The following is a 14,452-nucleotide window of genomic DNA, read 5'->3' as shown; positions in this document are numbered from 1 at the left end:
TGTTAATTTTCCCGCAACCAGACCAGGCTGGTGGTGCGCTGCGGATCCGTTTTTCGATTGATGAGCGCCACGGCATCCAGGGCGGCACGGTCCAGCCGCACGCGGATGACGGTAAGGAAATAGCGGCTCTTCACATCGAGTTCCACGCCTTCAATCAGTTCAGCATTAATATTATTCTGGAAATTTGCTTTATCGACAAACTTTTTGCGCGGATTGCTCAAGGTCAGGGCGCTGGCCTCGGACAGCGACATCATCGTCACGGCCGCCAACACCTCGGCCGGCGCCGTATTCACGTTGACTCCTGTGATCTCCGGCAAGATGATGACGACATCGCGCAGCTGCTCGACCATCTGCGGCGTATAGCCGGGCACAGCCAGCAAATCCTCGACCTGCGTGAAGGCCACCGGCTCGCTGCTGCCGCCCGTGGCAGGCGTGGCAACGGGCGTCTTGCCATCGGCGCCGCTGTCGGCAGTGCGTGGTTTCGGCCGCGCGCGCAGCACGGCGTCGGCCGTCGCTTGCGCCAGGCCGCTGTCGAGCTTCATGTTGGCCAACAGGCGCTGGTAGGCCAGCACCTGTTTCGGATTGATGCTGCCCGTGGCGTCGACCAGGTTGGTGATATTGAAGCGCGCCTGCGCGTCGAGCGCGCGGCCCGAGACGGTGGCGTCGAATTTTTCCGTGTCGACCTTTTCGCGGTCCACATAATCGTCGAGCCGCGCTTCCTCGATGGGCGTGGCCCACACGCCGTCGGCGGCCGTCAGCATGGGATTGTCCTGGCGCAGCCAGAAGCGGGCAAAGTCGACCATGCCACGCATGGCCCACTGCGTCTGCAGGCGCAAACGCTGGTTTTCCATCGAACGCACTTGCACCTGTTGTTGCCAGAACAGGCTGGCGACGACGGTAATCGCCAGCGCCGTCAGCAGCAAGGCCGTGATGACGGCCACGCCGCGCTGGCGCGAAGGGCGCGTAAACGGCTTCATCCCGGCCCCAGTAAAAAGACTTTGGACAGGCCCGCGTCCTGCCCCGGCATCTGCAAGGTCACTTCGAGGCCCGGCACCTGCTTGGAGATGGTGGCGCCCGCCGTCAGCACATTCCAGGCGCCATTGCTCCAGCCGCGCATGACCATGCTGTCGACACCCTGCATCAGGGCCACGTCGGCGCTGGAGGTATCCGTATCGTCGCGCGCGGCCTGCCACAAGGTGTCAAGTACGGCCAGGTCGCGCGTGCCGTTCGACTCGCGCCGCGTCAGCACGCCGCCGCGCAGGCGGTAAGTGACCACTTGCAACTGTTGCGGTTCCTGTTCCGACGCGGCCAGGCGCACCAGAGTCAGGCGGTCATTTTCCGCCGACAGGTTGATGCGGCCATTAAGCAAACTCGTGCTCAAGCCGGCGCCGGCCAGGTGGTCGCAATCGCTTTGCATCTGGGCAAACGCCAGCTGCATGCCGCGCGCCTGCTCCAGCTGGCTGGTCAGCACTTCGCGCGAACGCATGATGCTGTCCAGGCCGCGCCAGCCCAGCACGGCGACCATGGCCAGGATGCCGATCGCCACGAGCAGCTCGATCAGGGTGAAACCGCCAGCAGGAACAGTGCGGCGCGCCATCAGTCGTTAAAGGAAAGTAACACCAGGCGCACGATGCGCCGGGCCGGATATTGCGCGTCATACACGTTGACGCGCACTTGCCGGATGCGGGGATTCGGCGTGGCCACCACTTCTTCTTCACAGATCAGTTTCAGGTCGCCCTGCGGGCAATCGACCGTGCGCTTGCCCGTCTGCGGGAACGTCTTCGCCAAGCGCAAGCGCACCAGGTGGTTTTCCGCCGACCAGGTGGCCATCATGGCGCTGCGCAAGCCATCGCTGTTCTGCGTCAGGCTGCCGACGGCGCGCAGCGAGGCGCCCAGGGCCGTGCCGACGATGACGAGGGCGACCAGGACTTCCAGCAAAGTGAAGCCGCGCTGGCGGCCATGACGTGGGAGCCGCATCATTGCTCGACCGTGAAGTGGCCGATGCCGTCGGCGCGGATGGCCACGCTGCGTTCGCCGCTGGCCAGGGTCAGCACGAAAGGCTTGTCGACCGGTTCGCGGCCGAAGATGATGCGCAAAGGCTGGGCTACGCTGTTCGACGGCTGCACGCTGAGCAGCATGGGCGTGTTGGCAAACGCCCGCTCGCGCAGCAAATCGTCCTGCGTCACGGGTTGCCACAGCTTTTCATTGAGGACCAGGAAACGGTATTGATTTTCGTCAGCCTCGAACGCCACCTGCCGGCTGCGCACGATGGCTTCATCGCGCGCCAGTTGCAGCAGCAGCGCGATGCGCTCGGCTTCCTTCTGCAGCGCTTGCTGGCCATTCGGCATGGCGTTCAGCGACACCAGGCCCAGGGTGACGCCAATGATGACCATCACCACCAGCAGCTCGATCAGCGTGAAGCCGCTGGCGCGGGGCCGGGGCAGTGCACGGCCGGTGGTCATGGCAGGCATGCAATGGAAAACTTACAGTTCCCAGGAGCCGATATCGGCATCGTCGCCGCTACCGCCAGGCTGGCCGTCGGCGCCCAGCGAAATGATATCGACTTCGCCTTTCACGCCCGGCGACAGGAACTGGTACGGATTGCCCCATGGATCCTTCGGCATCTTTTCCAGGTAACCGCCCGCTTTCCAGCCATTCGCGGCCGGTCCCGTGGTCGGTTTTTCGATCAGCGCCTGCAAGCCCTGTTCGGTGGTCGGGTAGCGCTGGTTATCCAGGCGATACAGTTTCAAAGCTTGCATCACGGTGGCGATGTCGACCTTCGCCGCCGCCACTTTCGACTCACCCGTGCGGGCGATCAGCTTGGGCACCACCAGCGACGCGAGGATACCCATGATCACCACCACGACCATGATTTCGATCAAAGTGAAGCCGCGCGCACGGCGCTGGCGTATCGAACGGTTTGCTGCGTTTTGCATAAGAAAGAGAGAAGAAGGTGAGTAATGAGTGCAGAGTATAAAGCGGAAATATGACAAAGCCTGTCATATAGGGAAAAATTTCTGCGGGGGCTGTCAGGCCGGCAAGACCACTTGGCCGCAAACGGCGCAGCCGGGGTCGCGCGCGACGCGCATGCTGCTCCATTCCATGTGCAAACCGTCGAGCAGCAGCAGCCGTCCGGCCAAGGACTCTCCCACGCCCATGATCAGTTTCAGCGCTTCGGCCGCCTGCATGGCGCCCACCACACCCACCAGCGGCGCGAACACGCCCATGGTCGAGCATGCCTCGTCCGTGAACTGCTGCTCCTGCGGAAACAGGCAGGAATAACATGGCTGCGTGCCCGTGCGCGGGTCGAACACGCTCACTTGTCCGTCGAAACGGATCACGGCGCCCGACACCAGCGGCACCCTGGCCGCCACGCAGGCGCGGTTGACGGCGTGGCGCGTGGCGAAGTTGTCGGTGCAGTCGAGCACCACCGTGCTGGATAAGACCAGTTCGGCCAGTCGCGCACCGTCGAGGCGTTCCTGCAAGGCGATGATGTCGATCTCAGGATTGATGCCGGTCAAGGTTTCGCGCGCCGACAGCACTTTCGGCTGGTCCACGCGCGCCGTCGTGTGGGCGATCTGGCGCTGCAGATTGGTCAGGTCGACCGTGTCGTCATCGACGAGGGTCAGCTTGCCGACGCCGCTGGCCGCCAGGTACATGGCCGCGGGCGAGCCGAGCCCGCCCGCGCCGATCACCAGCACATGCGCATCGAGCAAGGCTTGCTGGCCTTCGATGCCGATCTCGTCTAACAGGATGTGGCGCGAGTAGCGCAGCAGCTGATGGTCGTTCATGGCGGCGACTACGGTTTCCGTACAGGAGTCTTCTTGTCATCGGCCTTGATGTCGGAAGCAATTTCCGCCTTGGCGCCGATCTTCTCCGCCTTCGGGTCCACCTTGGCCAGCTGCACCGGCAAGCCCTGGAAGTGGTTCAAGGCTTGCTGCAGCTGGAAATCATCCTTGGCGCCGTATTCCAGCGGTTTGCGCTTTTTCGCCGTGGCGATCAGGCGTTGCTCTTCTTCCAGCTGATCCTGCATGCCTTCCATCGTCGGCTTGGCCGTTTCCGGCTTGCCATCGTTGCTGCTCAAGTGTTTTTCCAGGTCCGCCTCGCGGATGCGCAGGCTGTTCCAGCCATCGCCTTCGGCCGTTTCATCGACCAGCAAGTCGGGCACGATGCCGCGCGCCTGGATGGCCCGGCCTTTCGGCGTGTAATAGCGGGCCGTCGTCAGCTTGACGGCCGTGTCGGCCGTGATCTGGCGCAAGGTTTGCACGGAACCCTTGCCGAACGTTTGCGTGCCGATGACGGTGGCGCGCTGGTAATCCTGCAAGGCGCCGGCGACGATTTCCGACGCGGAAGCGGAGCCGGCATTGACCAGCACCACCAGCGGCACGGTTTTCAGCGCGGCCGGCAGCTTGGCCAGCGGGTCGGCCTTGGCGCCCGGCGGCGCATAGAATTCGCGGCGGCCATAGAACACCTGTTTCGACTCGGGCAACTGGCCCTTGGTGGACACGATCACGGAGTTGCCCGGAAGGAATGCTGTTGCCACGCCGATGGCGCCCGGCACGACGCCACCGGGATCGTTGCGCAAGTCCAGCACCAGGCCCTTGAGCTTGGGGTCTTGCGCATACAGCGCGTTGATCTTTTTGACCATGTCATCAACGGTCGGTTCCTGGAACTGGGCGATGCGCAGCCAGGCATAGCCGGGCGCGACCATCTTGGCCTTCACGCTTTGCACGCGGATTTCCTCGCGCACGATGGGAAACACCAGCGGCTTGCTCTCGCCCTTGCGCGACATCGTCAGCACCAGCTTGCTGCCAGGCTGGCCGCGCATCTTCTTGATGACTTCTTCCAGCTGCAAGCCTTTCAGCGGGATATTGTCGAGGCGGGTGATCAGGTCGCCCGCCTGGATGCCGGCCTTGGCGGCAGGGCTGTCCTCGATGGGCGAAACGACTTTCACGTAGCCGTCTTCCATGCTCACTTCGATGCCGATGCCGACAAACTTGCCCTGCACGCTTTCGCGCATTTCCTTGAAGGCATTTTTATCGAGGTAGACAGAATGCGGGTCCAGCGACGACACCATGCCGGAAATGGCTTCCGTCAAGAGTTTCTTGTCTTCCACCTTCTCGACGTAATCGGTCTTGATCAGGCCGAAGACGTCGGACAGCTGGCGCAACTCGTCGAGGGGCAGCGGGGCATTCGTGATTTTCTGCGCCACGGCCGGGAACTGCAGCGACATGCCGATGCCGGCCAGAACGCCCAGACCGATCAGGCCGATACTTTTGACTTTGATACCCATGTATTCTTCGCAATCTACAAATTCGCTGCCGCAGCAATGGTGGGAACTTAAAACTTCACCCAGGTGGCTGGATCGAAGGCGCGGCCCTGATGACGCAGTTCAAAGTATAGCCCTGATTCCTCGTTGCCGCCGCTGTTGCCCGCGCTGGCAATGGCGTCGCCGCCCTTGACGGCGTCGCCCACGCGTTTCAGCAGCGATTGGTTATTGCCATAAATACTCATGTACTGGCCGCCATGGTCGACGATGATCAAATTGCCGAAACCGCGCAGCCAGTCGGAAAACACGACACGGCCGCCAGCGATGGCGTGGATCTCGCTGCCTTCGCCCGTGCGGATGAACACGCCCTTCCAGCTGGGGCCGTCACCGCGCTTGCTGCCGAAACGGGCCGCGATCTTGCCCGCCACGGGGGCGCGCAGCTGCCCTTTCAGGCTGGCAAAGGCGCCAGCTGGCGCGGCCGGTCCCAGGCTTGGGCGTTCCGGCTCCGGTTCCGGCTTCGGTTCGGGTTTCGGCGTCACCTTCGCCACTTGCGGCGGTTCGTCGTCGTCGATCGGTTCCAGTTTCACGGGCGGTGGTGGCGGCGTTTGCGGCTTGATCTTGCCCGACTTGTTTTGTTGCTCTTTCGCAATGCGTTCGCGTTCAGCCTGCGCCTGTGCGGCCTTGGCGCGCGCGGCCAGCAAGCGTTCGCGTTTTTCCGCCGCGATCTTGGCGTCGGCGGCTGCCTTGGCGGCGGCCCGTTGCTCGGCCAGCAATTGCTGGCGTTTCTTTTCCGCCGCGGCAGCGGCAGCCTGCTCTTCGATCAGTTTTGCCAGCTTGTCGACCAGGTTGCCCATGCGCTGTTCGTCGCGCTCGACATTGCCCACTTCCTTGCGCTGCGCCACCAGGCGCTGAGACAAGCTCGTCAGCAATGCCGCGCGGCGCGCCTTCTCCTGCACCAGCAGGGCTTTCTGGTCGCGCTCTTCCTGCGCGATTTCTTCCAGTTCATCCTTGGCGTTCTGCACATCCGCCTGGTTTTTCTCCACGGCAAGCAAGTTGGCGCGCAAGGCTTCCAGCAGGCGCGCCTGCGCCTGCGATACGTACGCCATCAATTGCAAGTCGCGGTTGATGCGGTTGGGGTTGTCGCCCGACAAGAGCAGCTTGATGCGGTCTTCGTTGCCGGCGACATATTGTTCACGCAGCAACTTGGACAGCTGCGTCTTTTGTTTCTCGACGGTGGCCGTCAATTGCTGGTGCTCTTGCCCCAGCGCATTGAGTTTCACACCCGTCTCGCTTTGCTCCTGCGCCAGGTCGCGCAAGGCGCGGTTGGCGTTGGAAATGGCTTCTTCCGATTCGGCCAGGGTATCGGCCGCGTCATCCTTGGCGCTTTCCGTGCGGCTGATGTCGCGCTTGAGCGCCGTCAGCTTTTGTTGCAATCCAGCACGTTGTGCTTCCGCGGCCGCCTTCTGCTTGCTGCGTTCGGTGGGCTTGGCGCCCTGCGCGGCACCGCTGGAAAGCAGCAGCGCCAGGCACAGCATGGCACCGGCGCGCCACGCCGGCAGGGGTCGTTCAGCAGAGGGGGCGATGGCTGTGCCGCGGAAGAAAGACGACAAAATTACTTGGCCTTCCCTTGGTTCGCCACGGCCGCTTGCGCTGCCGCAATCGCTGCCGGGTCGCCCAGGTAGTAATGACGGATCGGTTTCAGGTCGGCGTCCAGTTCATACACAAGCGGCTGGCCGTTCGGGATGTTCAGGCCGACGATGTCGCTGTCGCTGATGCCATCGAGCATCTTGATCAGCGCGCGCAAGCTGTTGCCGTGGGCCGAAATGATGATTTTCTTGCCAGCGCGGATGGCCGGGGCGATTTCTTCATCCCAGGCCGGCATCACGCGCGCCACGGTGTCTTTCAGGCATTCGGTCAGCGGAATCGACGCTTTCGGCAAGCCCGCGTAGCGCGGATCGTTGAACGAGGCGCGGTCGTCGTCTTCCGCCAGCGGCGGCGGCGGTGTGTCGTAGCTGCGGCGCCATACCAATACTTGCTCGTCGCCATACTTGGCGGCCGTCTCGCCCTTGTCCAGGCCTTGCAGCGCGCCGTAGTGGCGCTCGTTCAAGCGCCAGTCGTTCTTGATTGGCAAATACATCATGTCCATCTCGTCGAGCGCCAGCCACAGGGTGCGGATGGCGCGCTTCAGGACGGAAGTGTAGGCCACGTCGAACGTAAAACCTTCCTGCTTGAGGATCTGGCCGGCGGCCTTGGCTTCGTTGACGCCCTTTTCCGTCAGATCGACGTCGGTCCAGCCGGTGAAGCGGTTATCGAGGTTCCAGGTGGACTCGCCGTGACGCATGAAAACGATTTTGTACATAGTTCTATCTTCTCAAGGGGTTCAAATCAAAAAAGCAAAACGTAAAAAGACCTCGTCCAGCTTCTATTTTATAATGCGCGGATTGACTTAAACCATTGGACCCTACGTGAAATTCATTATCGACCACATTTTTCTGTTTGCCATCGTCATTATTTCCGGCGGCGCCCTCCTCTGGCCACTGCTGTCGATGCGCGGCAAGCGCGCGACCGTGCTGGAAGTCACGCAACTGATCAACCGTGGCAAAACCATCATCGTCGATGTGCGCAGCGCGGAAGAATTCGCCACGGGCCACTTGCCTGACGCAAAAAATATTCCGCTGCCGGAACTGGCAAAACGCATGGGCGAGCTGGAAAAATTCAAAACGCGCCCCATTGTAGTGGTTTGCCAGAAAGGTTCGCGTTCGGCAACCGCCGTCGGCCTGCTGGGCAAAGCCGGTTTCGCTGAGGCAACGAGCCTGGAAGGCGGCCTCGACGAATGGAAAAAGCAGGGTTTGCCATTGAAAACCTTGTCGCTGGCGAAATAAGCCGGCCTTAACTGAAGGAATCATCATGACCGTCCCAGTAATTGTGTATAGCACCGCCGTGTGCCCGTATTGCGTGCGCGCCGAGCGCCTGTTGGAAGCCAAGGGCGTCGCCGTGCAAAAGATCCGCGTGGACCTCGACCCGGAAGAGCGCATCAAGATGATGGAACGCACGGGCCGCCGCACGGTGCCGCAGATCTATGTGGGCGATACCCACGTGGGCGGATTCGACGATTTGTATGCGCTCGATCAAGCCGGCAAGCTGGACCCCTTGTTAAATGGCACGGCAGCCTGATATAAAGCGGGTTCGAGAAATTGCTTGGTTTTTTGTCGTATTGTTTTGATACAATTGCCCTCGCACCTGATCTGGCCGCGCCTACCCGGCGCGGTTTGAATACCGCAAGCACCATATTTGAACGGTGTGCCGTTCTTGTCCTTTACAACGAAAGCGTTCCATGTCTGACGAAAATCTGCAACCAGTCTTCCAAATCCAACGCGTCTACCTGAAAGACATGTCGCTGGAACAACCAAATTCCCCAGCTATTTTCCTGGAACAAGAAGCACCAGCGATCGAAGTAGCTCTGGACGTGGGCGCTGCGCCTCTGGCCGACGGCATCTTCGAAGCCACCGTGACCATCACCGTGACCGCCAAAGTCGGCGAAAAAGTCGCTTTCCTGGTTGAAGGCAAGCAAGCCGGTATCTTCGAAGCACGCAACATTCCTGCTGATCAACTCGATCCACTGCTGGGAATCGGCTGCCCGAACATCATCTACCCTTACCTGCGCGCCAACATCGCCGACGTGATCACCCGTGCAGGCTTCCCGCCAGTGCACCTGGCCGAGATCAACTTCGAAGTGTTCTACCAACAACGTCTGCAAGCTATTGCTGACGCCGCTGCCGCAGCTCCAGCAGCTAGCGAAACGCACTAAGCTCTTGCAAGACCCCGCCAGCCGTCAAGGCTGGCCTGACACGGCGGCCTGGCCGCCGTGTTTCGTTAAGGTTCAAAAATATCATGTTGAAAAGTGCGCTCTTGAGCAAGTTCCGCTGGATGGCCGGCGCCGTACTGCTGCTGGCGACCGCCGCCAGCCATGCCGTCGATTTCAAAACGGTGGGCGCGGCTCCCGTGATCCTGTACGACGCGCCATCCTCCAAAGGCGGCAAGCTGTACGTGGCGCCACGCGGCATGCCGCTGGAAGTCGTGCTCAGCTACGGCGAATGGGTCAAGGTGCGCGACGCCAGCGGCGAAATGGCCTGGACGGAAGCCAAGGGCCTGTCGGCCAAGCGCAACCTCGTGGCGCGCGCCGCGAACCTCAAGGTTCGCGCCAGCCCCGACGACACCGCCTCCGCCATCATCCTCGTCGACAAGGGCGTGCTGCTGGAAATGAGCGAGCAACCGACCTCCGGCTGGGTCAAGGTGCGCCACAAGGATGGCCAGAGCGGCTACGTCAAGACCAGCGAAGTGTGGGGCATGTAAGCACCGCACCCGTTCCCCCTGCCCCATTGAGGTTGCATGCAAGTTTCTCCTGAAGTCACTCCCGATATCATTCCCACCGCCCGCAAGATCACCATCCTGGGCGCTGGCGCCTGGGGCACGGCCGTGGCAATGGCCCTGGCCGGCCGCCACGACGTGCTGCTGTGGGGCCGCAATGGCGAAGCCATGGCCGCCATGGCCGCCAGCGGTGAAAACAGCTATTTGCCAGGCTTCCCCTTGCCGCCGCAACTGCGCATCGGTGCCGATTTCGACGCCGCCGTCGCGCATGCCGACGGCGAACACGGCCTCTTGATCGCCGCCTGCCCCGTGGCGGGCTTGCGGCCCATGCTGCATCAATTGAAAGACAAGGCCATCGGCAACCTGGTGTGGCTGTGCAAAGGGTTTGAAGGCGGCACGGGCTTGCTGCCGCACCAGATCGTGCAGGAAGTGCTGGGCGACAATATTCCCGGCGGCGCCTTGTCCGGCCCTTCGTTCGCGCAGGAAGTGGCGCGCGGCTTGCCGTGCGCGCTGACCATCGCCTCGTACAGCGCCGCCTTGCGCGGCGCCGTCGTCTCGGCCTTGCATGGCGGCACCATCCGCGTGTATGCGAGCGAAGACCTGGTGGGCGTGGAAGTGGGCGGCGCCGTCAAGAACGTGCTGGCCATTGCCACGGGCGTGGCAGACGGCCTGGGCCTGGGCTTGAATGCGCGCGCCGCGCTGATCACGCGCGGCCTGGCGGAAATCACGCGCCTGGGCACGGCCCTGGGCGGCCAGACGGAAACGTTCATGGGCTTGACGGGCATGGGCGACTTGATTCTGACGTGCACGGGCGACCTGTCGCGCAACCGCCGCGTCGGCCTGGGCCTGGCGCAAGGCAAGGCGCTGGCCACCATCGTGGCCGAACTCGGTCATGTGGCCGAAGGCGTGCCCTGCGCCAAGGCCGTGCGCGAACTGGCACGCCGCATGGGCGTCGATATGCCGATCACCAACGCGGTGGCCGGCGTGCTGTTCGACGGCGATTTGCCCCACGTGATGGTGCAGCAACTGCTGTCGCGCGATCCGCGCGCCGAGGCGGCCTGACAGGACTAGCGCCCCGCCTTGTGCATGAGTATAGTCAGCAACAATAAACTGTCTTCGCGCGCTTCCAGGGCGTGCGCCTGGCCGCCGAGCAGGTACAGCATCTGCCCCGGCCCCAGCAGCTGCACGCCGCCATGCGCCGTCACCGCCACCTGCCCCTGCAGGCACAGCAGGGTGATTTCACCGAGCACATGATGCTCGGGCATGGTCTTGCCCTTGGGCATGCACATGCGGATCAATTCCAGTTCGTCCGTCTTGGCCAGCGCAATGGCGGAAAACTGCGACAGGTCGTCGCCGTCCCTGCGCAGCACCTCGATCACCTGTCCTGAACTTGCGTGCTCCAGTGCCATCATGTGCTCCTTCCGCAATTACTCGGTGACTTCCTCCGGCTCTTTCGCGCCGCGCATCCACTCGACCAGCGGCCATGCATCCTTCAAGCCTTCCGCCAGGGTCGGCAGCAGTTTCTCGGGCGCGGTGATGGGCAGCGGCACTTCGGTCCAGACAAAAAAGCTTTTCAGCTTGATGAATTCGATATGTTCGGCATCCGCCTCGAAACCCTTGGGCGGGCGCTGCAATTTGCCCTCATTCTGGATGGTGCCGAAGCGGGCCTTCAAGCGCTTATTCTTCAGCACTTTGGAGAAACCTGGCGCGTCGTTGACCATGTGTTCGCGCAGCGCCTTCAGGCGGCCCGGCGGCGGCATGTATTCGCCGGCGCCGAACAGCAGGTTGCCCTGGCCATCGATCTGCAGATAATACGTGGGGCCGCCCGCCTTGCTGGGACGGCGCATGTCGTTCGGCGCGATGGCGGCCGAAAAACGCGTTTTATACGGGCTCTTGTCGTGCGCGAAACGCACGTCGCGGTTGATGCGGAACATCGCCTTCTTCGGATTGCAGTACTTCACGGCCGGGTCGAACTTGCCCAGCTCACCGATCAGGCTGGTGACCAGGGCGAGGAATTCCTCGCGCAGGATGTCGTAGCGGGGCTTGTTCATGACAAACCAGGGACGGTTGTTGTTGTCGCTCAGTTCACGTAAAAATTGGGTCAAATCACGCACATGCATGTGTCAAATTCCGATCAGCAACTATTTGGAAAGCTCTTTCGGGATGGGGCGCTTGCCCACCATCACGTCGAGCGCCGCTTCGCGATTCTTGCGCAGCACCGTCATTTTAGCTTTTCCGCCGGGCGGCAGTTGGGCGATCAGGTTCAGCATTTCCGTCGTATCGCCCACGGGCTTGCCGTCCACCGTCAGCAGGATGTCGCCGGGCACGATGCCCGCCTTGTCGGCCGGGCCATTGCGCACCACGCCGGCGATGATGGCGCCGCTGGTGCGCTGCAAGTTGAAGCTTTGCGCCAGCTCGGGGGTGATGTCCTGCGTTTCCACGCCGATCCAGCCGCGCACCACGTGGCCATCCTTGATGATGGCTTCCATCACCGTTTTGGCCGTCGAGACGGGAATAGCGAAGCCGATGCCGACGGAACCGCCGCTTTGCGAGTAGATCGCCGTATTGATGCCGATCAGATTGCCGCGCGTATCGACCAGGGCGCCGCCCGAATTGCCGAAGTTGATGGCCGCATCCGTCTGGATGAAGTTTTCAAAGCTGTTGATGTGCAGGTTGTTGCGGCCCAGGGCGGAGATGATGCCCATGGTCACCGTCTGGCCCACGCCGAAGGGGTTGCCGATGGCCAGCACCACGTCGCCCACGCGCGCCAGTTCCGACTGGCCCAGCACGATGACGGGCAGCTTGTCGAGGTCGATCTTGATCACGGCCAGGTCCGTTTCCGGGTCCAGGCCCACCACCTTGGCGGGCGCCTTGCGGCCATCGGTGAGCACGACTTCGATTTCGTCGGCGCCTTCGACCACGTGGTTATTCGTCAGCACATAGCCTTCATGGCTGACGATGACGCCCGAGCCGAGGCTGTTTTTCAAGTCGTCGCCATCCTCGCCGTCCGGGTCGCGGTCGCCGAAGAAACGTTTGAAGAAGGGATCGCGCGCCAGCGGATGGGCGCCGCGCTTGGGTACTTGCAGGGTGAGGATATTGACGACGGCGGGCATGGCGCGCGCCGCCGCGTCGCGGTAGGAACCGGGCGCCAGGCTGCTGGACGCCGTTTCCACCACGGGCACCGGTTTCGCAGGAGAGCCCAGCTGCTGTACCCGGCTGGCCGGGCGCAGCGCGCCGTACACAAAGTACAGCGCCAACGCGATCGTCACGGTTTGCGCAAACAATAACCAGAATCGTCGCATACAGTTCTCTGCCCAGGTCAGCCGGCCCGTGCCGGAACGACTTATTTTGCCAGATTGTTGCTGTTGCGTGCGTTCTGCTGCAGGGAGTCGCGGATTTCACGCAGCAGCACGATGTCTTCCGGCGTGGCCGGTGCAGGCGCCGGCGCGACCGGTTCGCTGCGGCGGGCCTTGTTCATCAGGCGCACCATCTGGAAGATGATGAAAGCAAGAATGATGAAATTGAGCAAAATGGTCAGGAAGTTACCGTAGGCCAGCACGGCGCCCGCCTTTTTCGCTTCCACCAGGGTCATCGTTGTCGCCTGGCCATTCAGGGGCAGGTAGTAATTGGCAAAATCGAGGCCGCCGAAAATGCGGCCGATGGGCGGCATGATCACGTCTTGCACCAGGGAATCGACAATCTTGCCGAAGGCGCCACCGATAATGACACCGACCGCCAGATCGACGACATTGCCTTTCATTGCAAATTCTTTAAATTCCTTCATCATTGCCATGAATTTCTCCTTCGGATAGATATAAAAACATGCCGATCATACTATTGATTCCTGGGGACACCAACTTGTGGTTGCCAGCAGGACCAATTCCGGCACAGCCGTGCGCATCTAGTTCGAAAGAACTAGCCACCTCCTGCAAAAGTATATAAATTATGGTACAAGCAACGTTTTTGTTTTATTCGTTGTTTGCTTCACTTATAATTTGCGGTTGCCAGAAGTGGCTTTTTCACTTCCGGATAATCAACAAGAAACTGGCACGGGCTGCGCCATTGGCCGAAGTTCCGCAGGGATGTTGCCACTTTACCGTACAAAGATGCGGGTTGCGGCAAACAGTGGGAAAGAGCTTCGGCGACGGGTTTTTCGCGGCTGCCACTCATAATAAAGATTCGCATTTTGACTGATTGGGGTTTGCATGAGTAACGAAAAGCAGGTCGATTCAGGCCGTCGCGGCTTGCTCGTCGCCACGTGCGCGGCGGGCAGTGTAGTTGGATTGGCAACCGCGGGAGCCTTGGTAAGCACCTTCCAGCCGTCGGAGCGCGCGAAAGCGGCAGGCGCGCCGGTCGAAGTAGACATCACCACCTTGCAACCCGGCGAAATGCGCACCGTCGAATGGCGCGGCAAGCCGGTCTGGATCCTCAAGCGCACGCCGGAAATGATCGCGTCGCTCAAGCAAACCGATGGCAAGGTCGCCGATGCCAATTCACAACGCAATCCCGCCGAATTCACGCCTGAATACTGCATGAATGAAGCGCGCTCGATCAAGCCTGAAATTCTCGTCGCCGTCGGCATCTGCACCCACCTGGGCTGCTCCCCTTCCTCGAAATTTACCCCTGGCCCGCAACCGTCGCTGCCCGATGACTGGGAAGGCGGCTTCCTGTGCCCTTGCCACGGCTCCACCTTCGACATGGCAGGCCGCGTGTTCAAGAACAAGCCGGCGCCGGACAACCTGCAAGTGCCGCGCCATATGTACCTGAGCGACACCAAATTGCTGATAGGTAAAGACGAGAAAGGCGAGGCTTGAT

The 14,452-nt window shown here is 61.7% G+C and carries 19 protein-coding genes; 6 read left to right on the top strand and 13 right to left on the bottom strand.

Annotated features, from left to right (window positions below; genetic code table 11):
* Positions 1–2: 2 nt before the first annotated feature.
* From gspK to gpmA, 9 genes are all read right to left on the bottom strand, one after another.
* A complete protein-coding gene (gene gspK, locus LSO07_RS02495) occupies positions 3–977 on the bottom strand; it encodes a type II secretion system minor pseudopilin GspK (protein ID WP_070258549.1) in 975 nt (324 codons plus the stop codon).
* Positions 974–1,597, bottom strand: coding sequence for a PulJ/GspJ family protein (locus tag LSO07_RS02490; RefSeq protein ID WP_034783569.1), 624 nt, complete (start codon positions 1,595–1,597; stop codon positions 974–976). The genes gspK and LSO07_RS02490 overlap by 4 nt, the downstream gene beginning before the upstream one ends.
* Positions 1,597–1,980, bottom strand: a complete 384-nt coding sequence (gspI, locus tag LSO07_RS02485) for a type II secretion system minor pseudopilin GspI (RefSeq protein ID WP_034783570.1) — start codon at positions 1,978–1,980, stop codon at positions 1,597–1,599. The genes LSO07_RS02490 and gspI overlap by 1 nt, the downstream gene beginning before the upstream one ends.
* Positions 1,977–2,471: a GspH/FimT family pseudopilin gene (locus LSO07_RS02480; protein ID WP_046681998.1), complete on the bottom strand. Its 495-nt coding sequence runs from the start codon at positions 2,469–2,471 to the stop codon at positions 1,977–1,979. The genes gspI and LSO07_RS02480 overlap by 4 nt, the downstream gene beginning before the upstream one ends.
* Positions 2,472–2,483: 12 nt before the next feature.
* The gene (gspG, locus tag LSO07_RS02475) at positions 2,484–2,936 is read right to left on the bottom strand and encodes a type II secretion system major pseudopilin GspG (RefSeq protein WP_034783572.1); all 453 of its coding nucleotides are present in this window, start codon (positions 2,934–2,936) and stop codon (positions 2,484–2,486) included.
* A 93-nt stretch (positions 2,937–3,029) separates the two neighbouring features.
* The gene (locus tag LSO07_RS02470; protein ID WP_151092171.1) at positions 3,030–3,791 is read right to left on the bottom strand and encodes a HesA/MoeB/ThiF family protein; all 762 of its coding nucleotides are present in this window, start codon (positions 3,789–3,791) and stop codon (positions 3,030–3,032) included.
* Positions 3,792–3,799: 8 nt separating this feature from the next.
* The gene (locus LSO07_RS02465; RefSeq protein WP_151092169.1) at positions 3,800–5,293 is read right to left on the bottom strand and encodes a S41 family peptidase; all 1,494 of its coding nucleotides are present in this window, start codon (positions 5,291–5,293) and stop codon (positions 3,800–3,802) included.
* Between the two features lie 47 nt (positions 5,294–5,340).
* Positions 5,341–6,804 (bottom strand): murein hydrolase activator EnvC family protein, encoded by a 1,464-nt coding sequence (locus LSO07_RS02460; protein WP_034783576.1) that lies wholly within the window; start codon positions 6,802–6,804, stop codon positions 5,341–5,343.
* A gap of 77 nt (positions 6,805–6,881) precedes the next feature.
* A complete protein-coding gene (gpmA, locus tag LSO07_RS02455) occupies positions 6,882–7,628 on the bottom strand; it encodes a 2,3-diphosphoglycerate-dependent phosphoglycerate mutase (RefSeq protein ID WP_034753030.1) in 747 nt (248 codons plus the stop codon).
* A gap of 106 nt (positions 7,629–7,734) precedes the next feature.
* Between gpmA and LSO07_RS02450 the strand changes: the two genes are divergently transcribed.
* From LSO07_RS02450 to LSO07_RS02430, 5 genes are all read left to right on the top strand, one after another.
* Complete coding sequence (locus LSO07_RS02450) at positions 7,735–8,151, top strand: rhodanese-like domain-containing protein (protein WP_070220898.1); 417 nt, start codon at positions 7,735–7,737, stop codon at positions 8,149–8,151.
* Between the two features lie 25 nt (positions 8,152–8,176).
* Positions 8,177–8,443: a glutaredoxin 3 gene (grxC, locus tag LSO07_RS02445; RefSeq protein ID WP_070220900.1), complete on the top strand. Its 267-nt coding sequence runs from the start codon at positions 8,177–8,179 to the stop codon at positions 8,441–8,443.
* A 160-nt stretch (positions 8,444–8,603) separates the two neighbouring features.
* On the top strand, positions 8,604–9,077 hold the full coding sequence (gene secB, locus LSO07_RS02440) for a protein-export chaperone SecB (protein ID WP_034783580.1): 474 nt from the start codon (positions 8,604–8,606) through the stop codon (positions 9,075–9,077).
* Positions 9,078–9,160: 83 nt separating this feature from the next.
* On the top strand, positions 9,161–9,622 hold the full coding sequence (locus LSO07_RS02435) for an SH3 domain-containing protein (RefSeq protein WP_034783582.1): 462 nt from the start codon (positions 9,161–9,163) through the stop codon (positions 9,620–9,622).
* A gap of 36 nt (positions 9,623–9,658) precedes the next feature.
* On the top strand, positions 9,659–10,699 hold the full coding sequence (locus tag LSO07_RS02430; protein WP_151092167.1) for an NAD(P)H-dependent glycerol-3-phosphate dehydrogenase: 1,041 nt from the start codon (positions 9,659–9,661) through the stop codon (positions 10,697–10,699).
* Positions 10,700–10,704: 5 nt separating this feature from the next.
* Here LSO07_RS02430 and LSO07_RS02425 read toward each other — a convergent pair whose 3' ends face one another.
* From LSO07_RS02425 to mscL, 4 genes are read right to left on the bottom strand one after another with little or no spacing between them, the layout of a single operon-like run.
* Positions 10,705–11,049 carry a hypothetical protein gene (locus LSO07_RS02425; protein WP_225317152.1) on the bottom strand — a complete coding sequence of 115 codons (345 nt, stop codon included), beginning with the start codon at positions 11,047–11,049 and terminating at the stop codon, positions 10,705–10,707.
* A gap of 15 nt (positions 11,050–11,064) precedes the next feature.
* On the bottom strand, positions 11,065–11,757 hold the full coding sequence (locus tag LSO07_RS02420; RefSeq protein ID WP_151092165.1) for a DUF2461 domain-containing protein: 693 nt from the start codon (positions 11,755–11,757) through the stop codon (positions 11,065–11,067).
* Positions 11,758–11,778: 21 nt separating this feature from the next.
* On the bottom strand, positions 11,779–12,939 hold the full coding sequence (locus LSO07_RS02415) for a Do family serine endopeptidase (protein WP_191909566.1): 1,161 nt from the start codon (positions 12,937–12,939) through the stop codon (positions 11,779–11,781).
* Positions 12,940–12,980: 41 nt separating this feature from the next.
* Positions 12,981–13,430, bottom strand: coding sequence for a large conductance mechanosensitive channel protein MscL (gene mscL / locus LSO07_RS02410; RefSeq protein ID WP_070223752.1), 450 nt, complete (start codon positions 13,428–13,430; stop codon positions 12,981–12,983).
* A gap of 412 nt (positions 13,431–13,842) precedes the next feature.
* Between mscL and petA the strand changes: the two genes are divergently transcribed.
* The gene (petA, locus tag LSO07_RS02405; RefSeq protein WP_034783594.1) at positions 13,843–14,451 is read left to right on the top strand and encodes a ubiquinol-cytochrome c reductase iron-sulfur subunit; all 609 of its coding nucleotides are present in this window, start codon (positions 13,843–13,845) and stop codon (positions 14,449–14,451) included.
* The last annotated feature ends 1 nt before the right edge of the window (position 14,452 follow it).

The organism is Janthinobacterium sp. PLB04 (genome assembly GCF_021165895.1).
Taxonomy (GTDB): domain Bacteria; phylum Pseudomonadota; class Gammaproteobacteria; order Burkholderiales; family Burkholderiaceae_D; genus Janthinobacterium; species Janthinobacterium lividum.
Note: the sequence above shows the minus strand (reverse complement) of the source record. Positions and strands in the feature narration are given on the sequence as shown.